The following is a 13,096-nucleotide window of genomic DNA, read 5'->3' as shown; positions in this document are numbered from 1 at the left end:
AAAGAATGTCTAGGTCAATTAAAAAGGGTCCTTTTATAGACGACCACTTGATGAAAAAAACGCTCAAGGCAAAAGAGGGCAAGGATAACCGCCCGATTAAAACATGGTCTAGAAGAAGCACCATTTTGCCTGAAATGATTGGTTTTACTTATAATGTGCATAACGGAAGGGTTTTTATCCCTGTGTATATCACAGAAAACCATGTGGGTTATAAGTTAGGAGAATTCGCTCCTACAAGAACTTTTAAAGGGCACAAAGGCAGTGTCCAAAAAAAGATTGGCAAGTAAGGGGGTAGAATGAGTAAAGCGTTATTAAGATTTGTGCGGTTATCTCCTACTAAAGCCAGATTGATTGCAAGACAGATTCAAGGCATGAACGCTGAATTAGCGATCGCTAGTTTGGAATTTACGCCCAATAAAGCGGCTAGAGTGCTTTCAAAAGTGGTGGCTTCTGCGGTCGCTAACGGCTCTTTAGACGCCAAGAGCGCTCTGATTGTTTCTTGCAGAGTGGATGCTGGCCCTGTGCTTAGACGCTCCATTCCAAGGGCTAAAGGCAGAGCCACAGCCATTAGAAAGCCAACATCTCATGTATTCGTAGAAGTAGCAGAAGGGAAAGAAATGAAATCTTCTAAAAGCCATAAAAAAAATCAAGTAGAAGGTAAGTAGGGCATGGGACAAAAAGTTAATCCGGTAGGTTTAAGATTAGGTATTAATAGGAATTGGACTTCCAGATGGTTCCCTAGCGCTCGCACCGCTCCAAGCAATATTGATGAAGACAATAAGATTAGGAAATTCCTTAAAAAAGAGCTTTATTATGCTGGCGTGAGCGAGATTGTGATTGAAAGAGCGGCTAAAAAACTGCGCGTTACGGTTGTAGCGGCTCGCCCAGGGCTTATCATTGGTAAAAAAGGCGTGGATATTGAAAAAGTCAAAGAAGGCCTAAAAACGCTCATCAAAAAAGAAGTCTCCATTAATATTAAAGAAGTCAAATGCCCCCAAGCTGACGCCCAATTAGCCGCAGAAAATGTAGCCACCCAGCTAGAAAAAAGGGTCGCTTTCCGCCGCGCGATGAAAAAAGTCATGCAAGCGGCGTTAAAATCCGGCGCTAAAGGGATCAAGGTGCGCGTTTCTGGCCGTTTAGCAGGGGCTGAAATCGCTCGCACCGAATGGTATATGGAAGGGCGCGTGCCTTTACACACCTTAAGGGCTAAAATTGATTACGGCTTTGCTGAAGCGATGACGGTATATGGTATTATTGGCGTGAAAGTGTGGATTTTCAAAGGGGAAGTTTTGCAAAAAGGCATCCAATTTGAGAAAAAAGAAGAGGCTAAAGAAGAAAGAGAGCCTAGAAGAAGCAGAAGAGGGAAGCAATAATCATGTTAATGCCAAAAAGAACAAAATACAGAAAGCAAATGAAAGGGCGCAATCGCGGGAAAGCCCATCGGGGTAACTCCATTGCGTTTGGGGATATTGCGATTAAAGCCATAGAGCATGGGAGGATTGATTCACGCCAGATTGAATCCGCAAGGGTGGCTATGACAAGGCACATTAAAAGAGCGGGTAAGGTGTGGATTAGAGTGTTTCCCGATAAGCCTTTGACCGCTAAGCCTTTAGAAACCAGGATGGGTAAAGGTAAAGGCTCTGTGGAAAAATGGGTGATGAATATCAAGCCGGGCAGAATCGTTTATGAAATGCTAGGCATTGAAGAAGGACTAGCGAGAGAAGCTTTAGCGTTAGCTCAGAGCAAACTTCCTTTTAAAACCAAAATTGTAACTTGTGAGAGCGAAAATGAAATATACTGAATTGAAAGATAAGAGTATCAAGGAATTAGAAGAGTTGTTGCATGCTAAAAAAGCGGAGCTTTTTGAGTTGCGCGTTAAGTTAAAGGCTATGCAATTGAGTAATCCTAACGAGATTAAGAAAGCCAGAAGAAATATCGCTCGCATTAACACGGCCATTAATGCACATTATTCTTCTAGCGTTGAGTAAAAAAGGGTAAGCAATGAATACAAAAGAGCCGCATAAAAGGCTGGTGCAAGGCAAGGTTATCAGCAAGTTTGCTGAAAAAAGCGCTGTGATTCTTGTGGAAAGAAAAGTGGTGCATGAAAAATACCGCAAGATTGTTAAAAAGTTCAAAAAATACACCATTCATGATGAAAACAATCAGGTGAAAGTAGGGGATTTTGTGAGCGCGATTGAGTGCAGACCGCTTTCTAAAACCAAGTCTTTCACGCTTAAAGAAATTTTAGTAGTGGGAGTATAAGCATGATACAGAGTTTTACAAGATTGAATGTCGCTGACAATAGCGGCGCTAAAGAAATCATGTGCATTAAGGTGTTAGGAGGCAGCCATAAACGCTATGCGAGCGTGGGCAGCGTGATCGTGGCTTCCGTGAAAAAAGCCATCCCTAATGGTAAGGTGAAGCGCGGTCAAGTCGTCAAAGCCGTTGTAGTGAGAACGAAAAAAGAAATCCAAAGGAAAAATGGTTCTTTGGTGCGTTTTGATGACAATGCGGCGGTGATTTTGGACGCTAAAAAAGATCCGGTTGGCACAAGGATTTTTGGGCCAGTGAGCCGAGAAGTGCGTTACGCTAATTTCATGAAAATTATTTCTCTAGCGCCGGAGGTTGTATGATGAAAAGCGGAATCAAAAAAAATGACATGGTGAAAGTCATTGCAGGAGACGATAAGGGTAAGGTCGTTAAGGTTTTAGCGGTGTTGCCTAAGACTTCTCAAGTGGTTGTTGAAGGGTGTAAGGTGGTGAAAAAAGCGATTAAACCTACTGACGATAACCCTAAGGGGGGCTTTATCCACAAAGAAAAGCCCATGCACATTTCCAATGTGAAGAAAGCCTAAGGAGTTGGATACATGTTTGGTTTGAAACAATTTTATCAAAATGAAGTGAGGGCAAAACTCGCTCAAGAATTAGACATCAAAAACCCCATGCTTTTACCCAAACTAGAAAAAATCGTTATCAGCGTGGGCGCTGGGGCTCATGCAAAAGACATGAAAATCATGCAAAATATCGCACAAACGATTTCTTTGATTGCGGGGCAAAAAGCGGTTATCACTAAAGCGAAAAAATCCGTTGCAGGCTTTAAAATTAGAGAAGGCATGGCGGTAGGGGCGAAAGTTACCTTAAGGAATAAACGCATGTATAATTTCTTAGAAAAGCTGATTGTGATTTCGTTACCCAGAGTGAAAGACTTTAGAGGGATTTCACGAAATGGTTTTGATGGGCGTGGGAATTACACCTTTGGGATCAATGAGCAGTTGATTTTCCCGGAAGTAGTTTATGATGACATTATGGTCAGTCATGGCATGAACATCACTATGGTAACTTCTACGGACAACGATAAAGAAGCGTTCAAGTTGTTAGAATTGCTTGGATTGCCTTTTGCAAAAGTGAGATAAGGGGTTAATATGGCTAAAAAATCAATGATAGCAAAGGCTCAAAGGAAACCAAAATTCCAAGTAAGAGCCTATACCAGATGCCGCATTTGCGGGAGACCTCATTCGGTTTATAGGGATTTTGGACTTTGTAGGGTGTGCCTAAGAAAAATGGGCAGTGAGGGACTCATCCCAGGCTTGAGAAAAGCTAGTTGGTAAGGATAAGATATGGTAAATGATATAATTGCAGATTCATTAACTCGTTTGAGAAACGCTTCTATGCGCCGCTTGGAATTCACACAGCTTTATTACGCAAAGATCGTGGTTTCTATTTTAGAGATTTTTAAAGAAAAAGGTTTCATTAAAGATTTCAACATCAAAGATAAAGACAAGAAACAATCGGTTTATGTGCAATTGGCTTATGATGAAAAAGGGCATTCAAAAATCAGCGAAGTGAAGCGCTTAAGCAAGCCCGGTCGCCGTGTGTATAAACAAAAAAACGAGTTGAAGCGCTTTAAAAATGGCTATGGCGTGATTGTGGTAAGCACTTCTAAAGGGGTGATCACCAACGAAGAAGCTTACAGACAAAATGTCGGTGGCGAAGTGCTTTGCAGCATTTGGTAAAGGATTGAAAATGTCAAGAATTGGGAAAAGAATCATTGAAATTCCAAGCTCTGTGCAAGCGAGCGTTGAAGGGAGCAAGCTTCTTTTTAAAAACAATAAAGAAAAGCATGAGTTAGAAACTCACAACCGAGTGAAAATCACGCTTGAAAACAACCAATTGAGCTTCCAGCCTGTGGGCGAAGACGCGCAGTCTAGGGCTTATTGGGGGACTTATGGAGCGTTAGCCAGCAACATTGTAACAGGCTTAAGCACTGGCTTTAGTAAGACTTTAGAAGTCAATGGCGTGGGCTATAAGGTGGCTTTGGGTAATAAAACTTTGGATTTGAGTTTGGGTTTTAGCCACCCGGTGAAATACCCCATTCCAGCAGGGATTGAAATGGTGGTGGAAAAAAACACGATCACTATCAAAGGGAGCGATAAGCAAAAAGTAGGGCAAGTCGCCGCTGAAATCAGGAGCTTCAGACCCCCAGAGCCATACAAGGGCAAGGGCGTGAAATACGGCAATGAAGTCATTATTAGAAAAGCTGGTAAAACAGCTAAAAAATAAATAAGGTGGAGTGATGAACGCAAAAGCATTGTATAAAAAGAAAGCCTTAAGAGATCGCCGAAAATTAAGGATTAAAAGCAAACTCTTGGGCGATAATTTAAGACCTAGGGTGAGCGTTTTTCGTTCGAATCGCTATTTCTATGCGCAAGCGATTGATGATGTTAAACAAAGCACTATAACGCATATTGACGGCAGGAAAATGGGTTTTAAAAACACGCAAGAAGACGCTAAAAAATTAGGCGCTCTCTTTGCTGAAGAATTGAAAAAAGCAGGGATTGAGCGAGCGGTTTATGACAGGAATGGTTACCTCTATCATGGCGTGGTGGCAGCGTTTGCTGAAAGCTTGAGAGAGAACGGGATCGCTCTATGACAGAAAGGAAAGGTATGGAAGAGATTAACAGAGAAGAGTTTCAAGAAGTCGTTGTGAATATTGGCCGTGTAACCAAAGTGGTTAAGGGCGGTAGGCGGTTTCGTTTTAACGCTTTAGTGGTTGTGGGCAATAAAAATGGGCTTGTAGGCTTTGGTTTGGGCAAGGCTAAGGAAGTCCCTGATGCGATTAAAAAAGCGGTAGATGATGCGTTTAAAAACCTGATTCATGTAACGATTAAAGGCACGACTATCGCTCATGACATTGAGCATAAATACAACGCAAGCCGTATTTTACTCAAACCGGCAAGTGAGGGAACGGGAGTGATTGCTGGGGGTTCAACGCGCCCTATCGTGGAATTAGCAGGCATTAAGGATATTCTAACCAAATCTTTAGGCTCCAACAACCCCTATAATGTGGTGCGCGCGACTTTTGACGCTTTAGCGAAAATCAAGGCGTAGTTAAAAAGGATATGATGATGGGATTAGAAAATTTAAAACCGGCTAAAGGTAGCGTTAAGAAAATCAAACGAGTGGGTCGTGGTCAAGGAAGCGGGATGGGAAAGACTGCCACAAGAGGCGGTAAAGGCCAAACCGCAAGGACAGGTTATAAGGCTAAAAGAGGCTTTGAAGGAGGGCAGCAACCCTTACAACGCCGTTTGCCTAAAATAGGTTTTAGGACTAAAGATTCTCATATCTATTCTATCAATGTGGAAAAGAATGAAGCGATTAAAAATTTAGAAGAAATCACTTTTTCAAGCTTGCGCGCTTTACACCATTTCCCCCTTTATATTGAAGGCGTGAAATTGATCGGTAAAGACGCTAAAAACCTAGCTTCTAAAATTAAAGATGAGAGAATCAAAACAAGCGGGCAGAAGTAATGCCCCTATCAGATTGATTTAAGAGGAATAAGTTATTATGAATAAAGCTATTGCTAGTAAGATACTTATCACTTTGGGTTTTTTATTTCTCTACAGAGTCTTAGCTTATATCCCCATTCCTGGCGTAGATTTAGCAGCGATCAAGGCTTTTTTTGACAGCAATTCCAACAACGCTTTGGGGTTGTTTAACATGTTTAGCGGGAATGCGGTTTCTCGCTTGAGCATCATCTCTTTGGGTATCATGCCCTACATCACTTCTTCAATCATCATGGAGCTTTTGAGCGCGACTTTCCCCAACTTAGCTAAAATGAAAAAAGAGCGAGACGGCATGCAAAAATACATGCAAATCGTGCGCTATTTGACCATTTTAATCACCCTAATCCAAGCGGTGAGCGTTTCAGTGGGCTTAAGGAGCATTAGTGGAGGAGCCAATGGAGCGATCATGATTGATATGCAAGTCTTTATGATCGTTTCAGCGTTTTCTATGCTTACAGGGACGATGCTGCTTATGTGGATAGGGGAGCAAATCACGCAAAGGGGCGTGGGGAATGGGATTAGCCTTATTATTTTTGCCGGGATTGTTTCAGGGATCCCATCAGCTATTTCAGGCACATTCAATTTGGTCAATACGGGCGTTATTAATATCTTAATGCTCATCGGTATTGTGCTGATTGTTTTGGCGACTATTTTTGCGATTATCTATGTGGAATTAGCTGAGCGTAGGATCCCTATTTCTTATGCGCGTAAAGTGGTGATGCAAAACCAAAACAAGCGTATCATGAATTACATTCCTATTAAGTTGAATTTAAGCGGGGTGATCCCCCCTATTTTTGCTTCAGCTTTGCTGGTGTTCCCTTCTACGATTTTACAGCAAGCCACAAGCAACAAAACTTTGCAAGCGATTGCGGATTTTTTAAGCCCGCAAGGGTATGCATATAATATTTTGATGTTCTTGCTCATCATCTTTTTTGCTTACTTCTATTCTTCTATCGTGTTCAATTCTAAGGATATTGCGGATAATTTGAGGCGTAATGGCGGGTATATTCCAGGGCTTAGGCCTGGAGAGGGGACTTCATCGTTTTTAAATTCTGTAGCGAGCAAGCTCACTTTGTGGGGTTCATTGTATTTGGCACTCATTTCTACCGTGCCTTGGATTTTGGTTAAGGCTATGGGCGTGCCTTTTTACTTTGGAGGCACAGCGGTGCTGATTGTGGTTCAGGTCGCTATTGATACCATGAAAAAGATTGAAGCGCAAATTTATATGAGCAAGTATAAAACTTTAAGCGCGGTAGGCTTTTAATGGCAATCTCTATTAAAAGCCCAAAGGAAATCAAAGCTCTAAGAAAAGCCGGGGAATTAACCGCTCAAGCGTTAGCCCTTTTAGAGCGAGAAGTAAGGCCTGGGGTTTCACTTTTAGAGCTGGATAAAATGGCTGAAGATTTTATCAAATCCTCTCATGCCAGGCCTGCTTTTAAGGGGCTGTATGGATTCCCCAACTCGGTGTGCATGTCCTTAAATGAAGTGGTTATTCATGGCATTCCTACGGATTATGTTTTACAAGAAGGGGATATTATAGGCTTGGATTTGGGGGTGGAGGTGGATGGCTATTATGGCGATTCGGCCCTCACGCTTCCTATAGGCATAATAAGCTTGCAAGATGAAAAATTGCTCGCTTGCTCTAAAGAGAGCTTGATGCATGCCATTAGTTCAATTAGAGTGGGTATGCATTTTAAGGAGTTGAGTCAGATTTTAGAGGGCGCTATTACAGAAAGGGGCTTTGTGCCTTTGAAGGGATTTTGCGGGCATGGCATTGGTAAAAAACCCCATGAAGAGCCAGAAATCCCCAACTACCTAGAAAAAGGCGTTAAACCTAATAGCGGCCCTAAAATCAAAGAGGGCATGGTATTTTGCTTAGAGCCTATGGTGTGTCAAAAACAAGGCGAGCCTAAAATACTAGCGGATAAGTGGAGCGTGGTTTCAGTGGATGGGCTTAACACAAGCCACCATGAGCATACTATCGCTATAGTTGGTAATAAAGCAGTGATTCTTACGGAGCATTAATGGCAAGAGATGATGTTATAGAAGTGGATGGGAAAGTGATTGAGGCGTTGCCTAACGCCACTTTTAAGGTGGAATTAGACAATAAGCATGTGGTGTTGTGCCGTATTTCTGGAAAGATGCGCATGCACTATATTAGGATTGCTTTAGGCGATAGGGTCAAGCTAGAGCTTACGCCCTACAGCTTAGACAAGGGTCGGATAACTTTTAGATATAAATGAATTTAAGGGTTATTTCAATGAAAATATGTTAGTATAAAAGTTTTTAGTAGTGCCTAATTTTTTCAAAGGAGAACAATCATGAAAGTCAGGCCATCAGTGAAAAAGATGTGCGATAAGTGCAAAATTATTAAAAGAAGGGGCGTTATTAGAGTGATCTGCGCTACCCCTAAACACAAACAAAGACAAGGATAAAGCATGGCAAGGATTGCTGGTGTGGATTTACCAAAAAAGAAGAGAGTAGAGTATGCCCTTACCTATATTTATGGGATTGGGCTTAAGAGTTCCAGAGAGATTTTAGAAGCGGTGGGCATTTCTTTTGACAAGCGTGTGCATGAATTGAATGAAGATGAAGTGTCTAGCATCGCTAAAAAAATCCAACAAAGCTACCTAGTAGAGGGCGATTTGCGTAAAAAAGTTCAAATGGATATTAAATCTTTAATGGACTTAGGGAATTATCGTGGGATCAGGCATCGTAAGGGGCTCCCTGTAAGAGGCCAAACCACTAAAAATAATGCTAGGACTCGTAAGGGTAAGAAAAAAACCGTGGGTAGCAAGTAGCAAATAAGGAGATGATGATTTAATGGCTAAGAGAAATGTAACGGCTAAAAAGAAAGTAGTCAAAAAGAATATTGCTAGAGGGGTTGTTTATATTTCAGCGACCTTTAATAATACCAACATCACTATCACTGATGAAATGGGCAATGTGATTTGCTGGAGCACGGCGGGCGGTTTAGGGTTTAAAGGCTCTAAAAAATCCACCCCTTATGCGGCCCAACAAGCTGTAGAAAGCGCTCTAAGCAAGGCTAAAGAGCATGGCGTTAAAGAAGTGGGCATTAAGGTTCAAGGGCCAGGTAGTGGGCGTGAGACCGCCATTAAGAGCGTGGGCGCGACAGAGGGCGTTAAAGTGCTTTGGATTAAAGACATCACCCCGCTCCCTCATAATGGTTGCAGACCCCCTAAAAGAAGAAGAGTGTAAGGAGGCTTTATGGCAAGATATAGAGGCGCAGTAGAAAGACTAGAAAGGCGTTTTGGGGTTTCTTTAGCTTTAAAAGGTGAAAGGCGATTGAGCGGGAAGAGCGCGCTAGATAAAAGGGCTTATGGACCAGGCCAGCATGGGCAAAGACGCGCTAAGACTTCTGATTACGGGTTGCAATTGAAAGAAAAGCAAAAAGCCAAAATGATGTATGGCATTTCTGAAAAGCAATTCAGGAGTATTTTCGTGGAAGCCAATCGCTTGGACGGCAATACGGGTGAAAACCTTATCCGCTTGATTGAAAGAAGATTGGACAATGTTGTCTATCGCATGGGGTTTGCGACCACTAGAAGCTCTGCTAGGCAATTGGTAACGCATGGGCATGTGCTTGTGGATGGTAAGCGTTTGGATATTCCCTCTTATTTCGTGCGTTCAGGACAAAAAATTGAGATCAAAGAAAAAACCAAGAGCAACCCTCAAGTGGTGCGCGCGATGGAATTGACAGCTCAAACAGGGATTGTGCCATGGATTGATGTGGAAAAAGATAAAAAATACGGCATCTTCACCCGCTACCCTGAAAGAGAAGAAGTGGTTGTCCCTATTGAAGAAAGACTCATTGTAGAATTGTATTCTAAGTAAGGGGTTAGAGCATGAAAGTTATCAAAACAGCACCTTTGATCCCATCAGAAATTAAGGTGCTAGAGAAAGAGGGCAATCGGGTTAAGATTTCTCTGGCTCCATTTGAGTTTGGTTACGCTGTTACGCTCGCTCATCCTATTAGAAGGCTCTTGCTTTTAAGCTCTGTGGGGTATGCTCCTGTAGGTTTAAAGATTGAAGGTGTGCATCATGAGTTTGACTCTTTAAGGGGGGTTACTGAAGATGTGTCGCTTTTTATCATGAATTTAAAAAATATCCGCTTTATAGCCAAGGCGTTAGTGGGGCAGGATAGCTCTTTAGAAAACCAATCGGTTGTGGTGGATTATTCTTTTAAAGGGCCTATGGAGCTTAGGGCTAGGGATTTGAATTCTGATCATATAGAAATCGTCAATCCTGAAATGCCTCTAGCCACAATCAACGAAGACGCTCAATTGAATTTTTCGCTCATTATCTATAAAGGGATGGGGTATGTCCCAAGCGAAAACACAAGGGAATTGATGCCTGAGGGCTACATGCCGCTAGACGGTTCTTTCACGCCGATTAAAAAGGTCGTTTATGAGATTGAAAATGTTTTGGTTGAGGGCGATCCCAACTATGAAAAAATCATTTTTGATATTGAAACAGACGGGCAGATTGACCCTTATAAAGCGTTTTTATCAGCGGTGAAAGTGATGAGCAAGCAACTAGGCGTTTTTGGCGAAAGACCCATTGCTAACACGGAGTATTCAGGCGATTACGCTCAAAGAGATGACGCTAAAGACTTGAGCGCTAAGATTGAAAGCATGAATTTGAGTGCTAGGTGTTTTAATTGCTTGGATAAAATCGGCATCAAGTATGTGGGCGAATTGGTTTTGATGAGCGAAGAAGAGCTTAAGGGCGTGAAGAACATGGGTAAAAAATCCTATGATGAAATCGCTGAAAAATTGAATGATTTGGGCTATCCGGTAGGCACAGAATTAAGCTCTGAACAAAGAGAGAGTTTAAAGAAAAGATTAGAAAAATTAGAAGATAAAGGAGGTAACGACTGATGAGACACAAACACGGATACCGCAAGCTTGGGAGAACCAGCTCGCACAGAAAGGCGTTATTAAAGAATTTAGCGATCGCTTTGATTGAGCATAACAAAATTGAAACAGGGATTTATAAAGCTAAGGAATTGCGCAGTTACATTGAGAAATTAACGACAGCGGCTCGTGTGGGCGATTTTAACGCGCACCGCCATGTTTTTGCGTATTTGCAAAACAAAGAAGCCACCCACAAGCTTGTAACCGAAATCGCGCCCAAATATGCGCAAAGGAACGGCGGATACACCAGAATCCAGCGCACCACTTTTAGAAGAGGGGACGCTTCCACTCTGGCCACCATTGAATTTGTGTGAAATTTGACGGGCTGCTAGCCAAGATTTTAGTCTTGGTTGGTAGTTATCGCTTTGATTTTATCTTTTTAAAAGAAGCACTTAAAAGCTTTGATTTTGTTTTATTGAGCGTTAATTATAAAATTTAAAAAATGCTAAAAGTGTTTTCTGTAATCAAAATATAAAAGAGCTTAGTTAAGCGATAATCTCCAAACGGCAAAAATAAAGTAACTAAAATCTCATTTTTTAAAAAATTAAAATAAACTCAAAACTCGCTTCTATCCCACCCTTTAATTGAGTGGTATTTCTTGCATTTTTATTGAGATTTCCAATTGTTTTGATGATCTTAAGAAATCCAACTGCTGAAGATTGAGTTAGATGGATTGTGTTTTTAGACATGCTAGATCTTGGTTATTTTTTATGCTAAACTGCTTTGAATTTTAGCCGATATGAGTGATGGGTTGATTTGTTCGCTTTGTAGTGGTTTTGTTAAAAAAATGATAAACTCCTATCATTGTGTCCGCCACACAATGCATAATGAAAACGCAAACTACAACCGCCTTTTCCACACAAAGCGAGACTGAATCAATCTTTTTATACTTGCTTATTCAAATGCTCCTTAACTTGGCATAATATACAGATAAAAATTTGCCTAATAAAACCCCGCTCATAAGAACTTTTGATACACCAACACCACCGATTTAGGTTCAGAGCTAAGGCTAAAAAAACTATCTGTGGCTTCATTGAGCGAGCCAGAAAAGAGCGTTTTTAAACGCAAGTTTTTTAAGGGGTATTTGAGATTTTTGGAAGTGAATTGGGCTTTAAGATCTAAGCTAAAAAGCGAGATTTGTTCCCCTTTAAAACTGGGCAAAGCAAAAGGGGTTTCTAGCGCCCTAAAAAGACCATAGTCGCTTATGGCTTGGATTTTTTTGCAAAATTTAAAATACTCCAACAATAAAAAAGTGTTCGCTAAAGCGTGATCTTCTCGCTTGCCATTCAACCCTAAAAAAATAAAATCATCACAGCCCCTATTCAAAGCATAAAAAAAGGCTTTGGATAGATCGTTGCTGTTTTGTTCACTCACGCATATAGGGTTATACAAGGCTTTCAAATGCGAATCAATGCTATCTAGATCGCCTATAACAACGCTGGGTTTGAATTGAAGCGCATGCAAGGACTGGACAGCCCCATCGCATGCGATTAAAAAGGGAGCGTTTTTTAAAATGTCTAAGCATTTTTGAGATTTAGGAAACTCCCCATTCGCTAAAATCACTGCTTGCATGACTGGTTCCAGCGGTTAAAATAATACATGCCAATAAAAAGGTATAGAATCGTTGTGAAGAGTTGCACCAAGCTCTCTGCAGAAATTTGGAAAATACAAAACCACACGATAATGGACACGATATTCCCCAAAGTCATTAAAACATAACTCTCCATATAACGCAAAACCTGCAAAATAAAAGCAATAATAAAGATGACGAAATTAAAACTCTCTGCCCATAAAAAATTCGTTTTAATCTCTTTAAAAAACAAAGCACTCATATAAGTTAAAACCCCTATGCCTAAAACGAGCGTAAAACGCCAATTTTTGGAAAGTTTTTGAGCCTTAATAGCGCCTTCATGCTGCTCTGTCTTTTTCCACGCAAATAGCCCATAAATCGTTACCGGCATATACAAAAAAAGGCATAAAATCACATCAGCGTTTAATTTCCACTGATAAGCGACATAAGCGTAACTCAAATTATAAACAAGACCAAACACAAAGCAAATTGTTTGCCTTTCTCCGGCAAAAAACGCATACAAAACCCCACTAAGCCCTGCTAAAAGATTGATAAACGAGCCTTTGACAAGAATATTAGTAACGATCAAAAACACGCAAGAAAGAATGAGTGTGGCGTAAAATCGTTTGGGTAGTTGGGTGGTTATTAACATGCTATTTCCTTACGCAAGAATTACCTTGACAAGTTCTACGGGTTTGATCTCAGCCTTTTAAAAACTTGAGCGTTTTTAAAAAGCACCCCTTTATT

The 13,096-nt window shown here is 41.1% G+C and carries 26 protein-coding genes; 24 read left to right on the top strand and 2 right to left on the bottom strand.

Annotation, left to right across the window (positions count from 1 at the left end; translation table 11 throughout):
* Positions 1-5 precede the first annotated feature (5 nt).
* From rpsS to rplQ, 24 genes are all read left to right on the top strand, one after another.
* Complete coding sequence (gene rpsS / locus FIM44_RS05040) at positions 6-287, top strand: 30S ribosomal protein S19 (RefSeq protein ID WP_000091384.1); 282 nt, start codon at positions 6-8, stop codon at positions 285-287.
* Positions 288-296: 9 nt separating this feature from the next.
* A complete protein-coding gene (gene rplV, locus FIM44_RS05035) occupies positions 297-665 on the top strand; it encodes a 50S ribosomal protein L22 (protein ID WP_121279893.1) in 369 nt (122 codons plus the stop codon).
* Positions 666-668: 3 nt separating this feature from the next.
* Entirely contained in the window at positions 669-1,373 is a 705-nt protein-coding gene (rpsC, locus tag FIM44_RS05030) for a 30S ribosomal protein S3 (protein WP_140579291.1), read from the top strand.
* Positions 1,374-1,375: 2 nt separating this feature from the next.
* Complete coding sequence (gene rplP / locus FIM44_RS05025; protein WP_000928961.1) at positions 1,376-1,801, top strand: 50S ribosomal protein L16; 426 nt, start codon at positions 1,376-1,378, stop codon at positions 1,799-1,801.
* The gene (rpmC, locus tag FIM44_RS05020) at positions 1,788-1,988 is read left to right on the top strand and encodes a 50S ribosomal protein L29 (RefSeq protein WP_000877884.1); all 201 of its coding nucleotides are present in this window, start codon (positions 1,788-1,790) and stop codon (positions 1,986-1,988) included. Before rplP ends, rpmC begins: the two co-directional genes overlap by 14 nt.
* Before the next feature lie 13 nt (positions 1,989-2,001).
* Entirely contained in the window at positions 2,002-2,262 is a 261-nt protein-coding gene (rpsQ, locus tag FIM44_RS05015; RefSeq protein WP_001092746.1) for a 30S ribosomal protein S17, read from the top strand.
* A gap of 2 nt (positions 2,263-2,264) precedes the next feature.
* Complete coding sequence (gene rplN, locus FIM44_RS05010; RefSeq protein WP_000616110.1) at positions 2,265-2,633, top strand: 50S ribosomal protein L14; 369 nt, start codon at positions 2,265-2,267, stop codon at positions 2,631-2,633.
* Positions 2,633-2,854 (top strand): 50S ribosomal protein L24, encoded by a 222-nt coding sequence (rplX, locus tag FIM44_RS05005; protein ID WP_140579290.1) that lies wholly within the window; start codon positions 2,633-2,635, stop codon positions 2,852-2,854. The genes rplN and rplX overlap by 1 nt, the downstream gene beginning before the upstream one ends.
* A 12-nt stretch (positions 2,855-2,866) precedes the next feature.
* The gene (gene rplE, locus FIM44_RS05000; protein WP_000467365.1) at positions 2,867-3,412 is read left to right on the top strand and encodes a 50S ribosomal protein L5; all 546 of its coding nucleotides are present in this window, start codon (positions 2,867-2,869) and stop codon (positions 3,410-3,412) included.
* A gap of 9 nt (positions 3,413-3,421) precedes the next feature.
* On the top strand, positions 3,422-3,607 hold the full coding sequence (locus tag FIM44_RS04995; RefSeq protein WP_001085694.1) for a type Z 30S ribosomal protein S14: 186 nt from the start codon (positions 3,422-3,424) through the stop codon (positions 3,605-3,607).
* Positions 3,608-3,616: 9 nt separating this feature from the next.
* A complete protein-coding gene (gene rpsH, locus FIM44_RS04990) occupies positions 3,617-4,012 on the top strand; it encodes a 30S ribosomal protein S8 (RefSeq protein ID WP_000245802.1) in 396 nt (131 codons plus the stop codon).
* A gap of 10 nt (positions 4,013-4,022) precedes the next feature.
* Positions 4,023-4,559: a 50S ribosomal protein L6 gene (gene rplF / locus FIM44_RS04985; RefSeq protein ID WP_140579289.1), complete on the top strand. Its 537-nt coding sequence runs from the start codon at positions 4,023-4,025 to the stop codon at positions 4,557-4,559.
* 13 nt (positions 4,560-4,572) lie between these two features.
* A complete protein-coding gene (gene rplR, locus FIM44_RS04980; RefSeq protein WP_000991872.1) occupies positions 4,573-4,929 on the top strand; it encodes a 50S ribosomal protein L18 in 357 nt (118 codons plus the stop codon).
* Positions 4,930-4,943: 14 nt separating this feature from the next.
* Positions 4,944-5,387, top strand: a complete 444-nt coding sequence (gene rpsE, locus FIM44_RS04975) for a 30S ribosomal protein S5 (protein ID WP_001860543.1) — start codon at positions 4,944-4,946, stop codon at positions 5,385-5,387.
* 17 nt (positions 5,388-5,404) lie between these two features.
* Complete coding sequence (rplO, locus tag FIM44_RS04970; RefSeq protein WP_000522167.1) at positions 5,405-5,806, top strand: 50S ribosomal protein L15; 402 nt, start codon at positions 5,405-5,407, stop codon at positions 5,804-5,806.
* Between the two features lie 37 nt (positions 5,807-5,843).
* A complete protein-coding gene (gene secY, locus FIM44_RS04965) occupies positions 5,844-7,106 on the top strand; it encodes a preprotein translocase subunit SecY (protein ID WP_001030183.1) in 1,263 nt (420 codons plus the stop codon).
* A complete protein-coding gene (gene map / locus FIM44_RS04960; RefSeq protein WP_140579288.1) occupies positions 7,106-7,867 on the top strand; it encodes a type I methionyl aminopeptidase in 762 nt (253 codons plus the stop codon). Before secY ends, map begins: the two co-directional genes overlap by 1 nt.
* Complete coding sequence (infA, locus tag FIM44_RS04955; protein ID WP_000090248.1) at positions 7,867-8,085, top strand: translation initiation factor IF-1; 219 nt, start codon at positions 7,867-7,869, stop codon at positions 8,083-8,085. The genes map and infA overlap by 1 nt, the downstream gene beginning before the upstream one ends.
* Before the next feature lie 78 nt (positions 8,086-8,163).
* Positions 8,164-8,277 carry a 50S ribosomal protein L36 gene (gene rpmJ / locus FIM44_RS04950; RefSeq protein ID WP_000868339.1) on the top strand — a complete coding sequence of 38 codons (114 nt, stop codon included), beginning with the start codon at positions 8,164-8,166 and terminating at the stop codon, positions 8,275-8,277.
* A 3-nt stretch (positions 8,278-8,280) separates the two neighbouring features.
* Positions 8,281-8,643: a 30S ribosomal protein S13 gene (rpsM, locus tag FIM44_RS04945; protein ID WP_000090803.1), complete on the top strand. Its 363-nt coding sequence runs from the start codon at positions 8,281-8,283 to the stop codon at positions 8,641-8,643.
* A gap of 22 nt (positions 8,644-8,665) precedes the next feature.
* A complete protein-coding gene (rpsK, locus tag FIM44_RS04940) occupies positions 8,666-9,061 on the top strand; it encodes a 30S ribosomal protein S11 (RefSeq protein ID WP_001129289.1) in 396 nt (131 codons plus the stop codon).
* 9 nt (positions 9,062-9,070) lie between these two features.
* Positions 9,071-9,697 (top strand): 30S ribosomal protein S4, encoded by a 627-nt coding sequence (rpsD, locus tag FIM44_RS04935; RefSeq protein ID WP_000135247.1) that lies wholly within the window; start codon positions 9,071-9,073, stop codon positions 9,695-9,697.
* Between the two features lie 11 nt (positions 9,698-9,708).
* Positions 9,709-10,743 (top strand): DNA-directed RNA polymerase subunit alpha, encoded by a 1,035-nt coding sequence (locus tag FIM44_RS04930; RefSeq protein WP_000864515.1) that lies wholly within the window; start codon positions 9,709-9,711, stop codon positions 10,741-10,743.
* Positions 10,743-11,093 (top strand): 50S ribosomal protein L17, encoded by a 351-nt coding sequence (rplQ, locus tag FIM44_RS04925; RefSeq protein ID WP_001216119.1) that lies wholly within the window; start codon positions 10,743-10,745, stop codon positions 11,091-11,093. Before FIM44_RS04930 ends, rplQ begins: the two co-directional genes overlap by 1 nt.
* 643 nt (positions 11,094-11,736) lie before the next feature.
* Here rplQ and FIM44_RS04920 read toward each other — a convergent pair.
* Positions 11,737-12,351: a thiamine diphosphokinase gene (locus FIM44_RS04920; protein ID WP_140579287.1), complete on the bottom strand. Its 615-nt coding sequence runs from the start codon at positions 12,349-12,351 to the stop codon at positions 11,737-11,739.
* Positions 12,339-13,001 (bottom strand): nicotinamide riboside transporter PnuC, encoded by a 663-nt coding sequence (pnuC, locus tag FIM44_RS04915; RefSeq protein WP_140579286.1) that lies wholly within the window; start codon positions 12,999-13,001, stop codon positions 12,339-12,341. Before pnuC ends, FIM44_RS04920 begins: the two co-directional genes overlap by 13 nt.
* Positions 13,002-13,096 lie beyond the last annotated feature (95 nt).

The organism is Helicobacter pylori (genome assembly GCF_006440215.1).
Taxonomy (GTDB): Bacteria; Campylobacterota; Campylobacteria; order Campylobacterales; family Helicobacteraceae; genus Helicobacter; species Helicobacter pylori_CS.
Note: the sequence above shows the minus strand (reverse complement) of the source record. Positions and strands in the feature narration are given on the sequence as shown.

Coding starts and splice junctions, on each gene's coding strand:
- rpsD (WP_000135247.1), top strand. CDS start 9,071: ATGGCAAGATATAGAGGCGCAGTAGAAAGACTAGAAAGGCGTTTTGGG.
- pnuC (WP_140579286.1), bottom strand. CDS start 13,001: ATGTTAATAACCACCCAACTACCCAAACGATTTTACGCCACACTCATT.
- rpsE (WP_001860543.1), top strand. CDS start 4,944: ATGGAAGAGATTAACAGAGAAGAGTTTCAAGAAGTCGTTGTGAATATT.
- rplO (WP_000522167.1), top strand. CDS start 5,405: ATGGGATTAGAAAATTTAAAACCGGCTAAAGGTAGCGTTAAGAAAATC.
- rpsM (WP_000090803.1), top strand. CDS start 8,281: ATGGCAAGGATTGCTGGTGTGGATTTACCAAAAAAGAAGAGAGTAGAG.
- FIM44_RS04930 (WP_000864515.1), top strand. CDS start 9,709: ATGAAAGTTATCAAAACAGCACCTTTGATCCCATCAGAAATTAAGGTG.
- rpsK (WP_001129289.1), top strand. CDS start 8,666: ATGGCTAAGAGAAATGTAACGGCTAAAAAGAAAGTAGTCAAAAAGAAT.
- FIM44_RS04995 (WP_001085694.1), top strand. CDS start 3,422: ATGGCTAAAAAATCAATGATAGCAAAGGCTCAAAGGAAACCAAAATTC.
- rplR (WP_000991872.1), top strand. CDS start 4,573: ATGAACGCAAAAGCATTGTATAAAAAGAAAGCCTTAAGAGATCGCCGA.
- rplX (WP_140579290.1), top strand. CDS start 2,633: ATGAAAAGCGGAATCAAAAAAAATGACATGGTGAAAGTCATTGCAGGA.
- rplP (WP_000928961.1), top strand. CDS start 1,376: ATGTTAATGCCAAAAAGAACAAAATACAGAAAGCAAATGAAAGGGCGC.
- map (WP_140579288.1), top strand. CDS start 7,106: ATGGCAATCTCTATTAAAAGCCCAAAGGAAATCAAAGCTCTAAGAAAA.
- rplN (WP_000616110.1), top strand. CDS start 2,265: ATGATACAGAGTTTTACAAGATTGAATGTCGCTGACAATAGCGGCGCT.
- rpmJ (WP_000868339.1), top strand. CDS start 8,164: ATGAAAGTCAGGCCATCAGTGAAAAAGATGTGCGATAAGTGCAAAATT.
- rplE (WP_000467365.1), top strand. CDS start 2,867: ATGTTTGGTTTGAAACAATTTTATCAAAATGAAGTGAGGGCAAAACTC.
- rpsQ (WP_001092746.1), top strand. CDS start 2,002: ATGAATACAAAAGAGCCGCATAAAAGGCTGGTGCAAGGCAAGGTTATC.
- rplV (WP_121279893.1), top strand. CDS start 297: ATGAGTAAAGCGTTATTAAGATTTGTGCGGTTATCTCCTACTAAAGCC.
- secY (WP_001030183.1), top strand. CDS start 5,844: ATGAATAAAGCTATTGCTAGTAAGATACTTATCACTTTGGGTTTTTTA.
- FIM44_RS04920 (WP_140579287.1), bottom strand. CDS start 12,351: ATGCAAGCAGTGATTTTAGCGAATGGGGAGTTTCCTAAATCTCAAAAA.
- rpsC (WP_140579291.1), top strand. CDS start 669: ATGGGACAAAAAGTTAATCCGGTAGGTTTAAGATTAGGTATTAATAGG.
- rplQ (WP_001216119.1), top strand. CDS start 10,743: ATGAGACACAAACACGGATACCGCAAGCTTGGGAGAACCAGCTCGCAC.
- rpmC (WP_000877884.1), top strand. CDS start 1,788: ATGAAATATACTGAATTGAAAGATAAGAGTATCAAGGAATTAGAAGAG.
- rpsH (WP_000245802.1), top strand. CDS start 3,617: ATGGTAAATGATATAATTGCAGATTCATTAACTCGTTTGAGAAACGCT.
- rpsS (WP_000091384.1), top strand. CDS start 6: ATGTCTAGGTCAATTAAAAAGGGTCCTTTTATAGACGACCACTTGATG.
- infA (WP_000090248.1), top strand. CDS start 7,867: ATGGCAAGAGATGATGTTATAGAAGTGGATGGGAAAGTGATTGAGGCG.
- rplF (WP_140579289.1), top strand. CDS start 4,023: ATGTCAAGAATTGGGAAAAGAATCATTGAAATTCCAAGCTCTGTGCAA.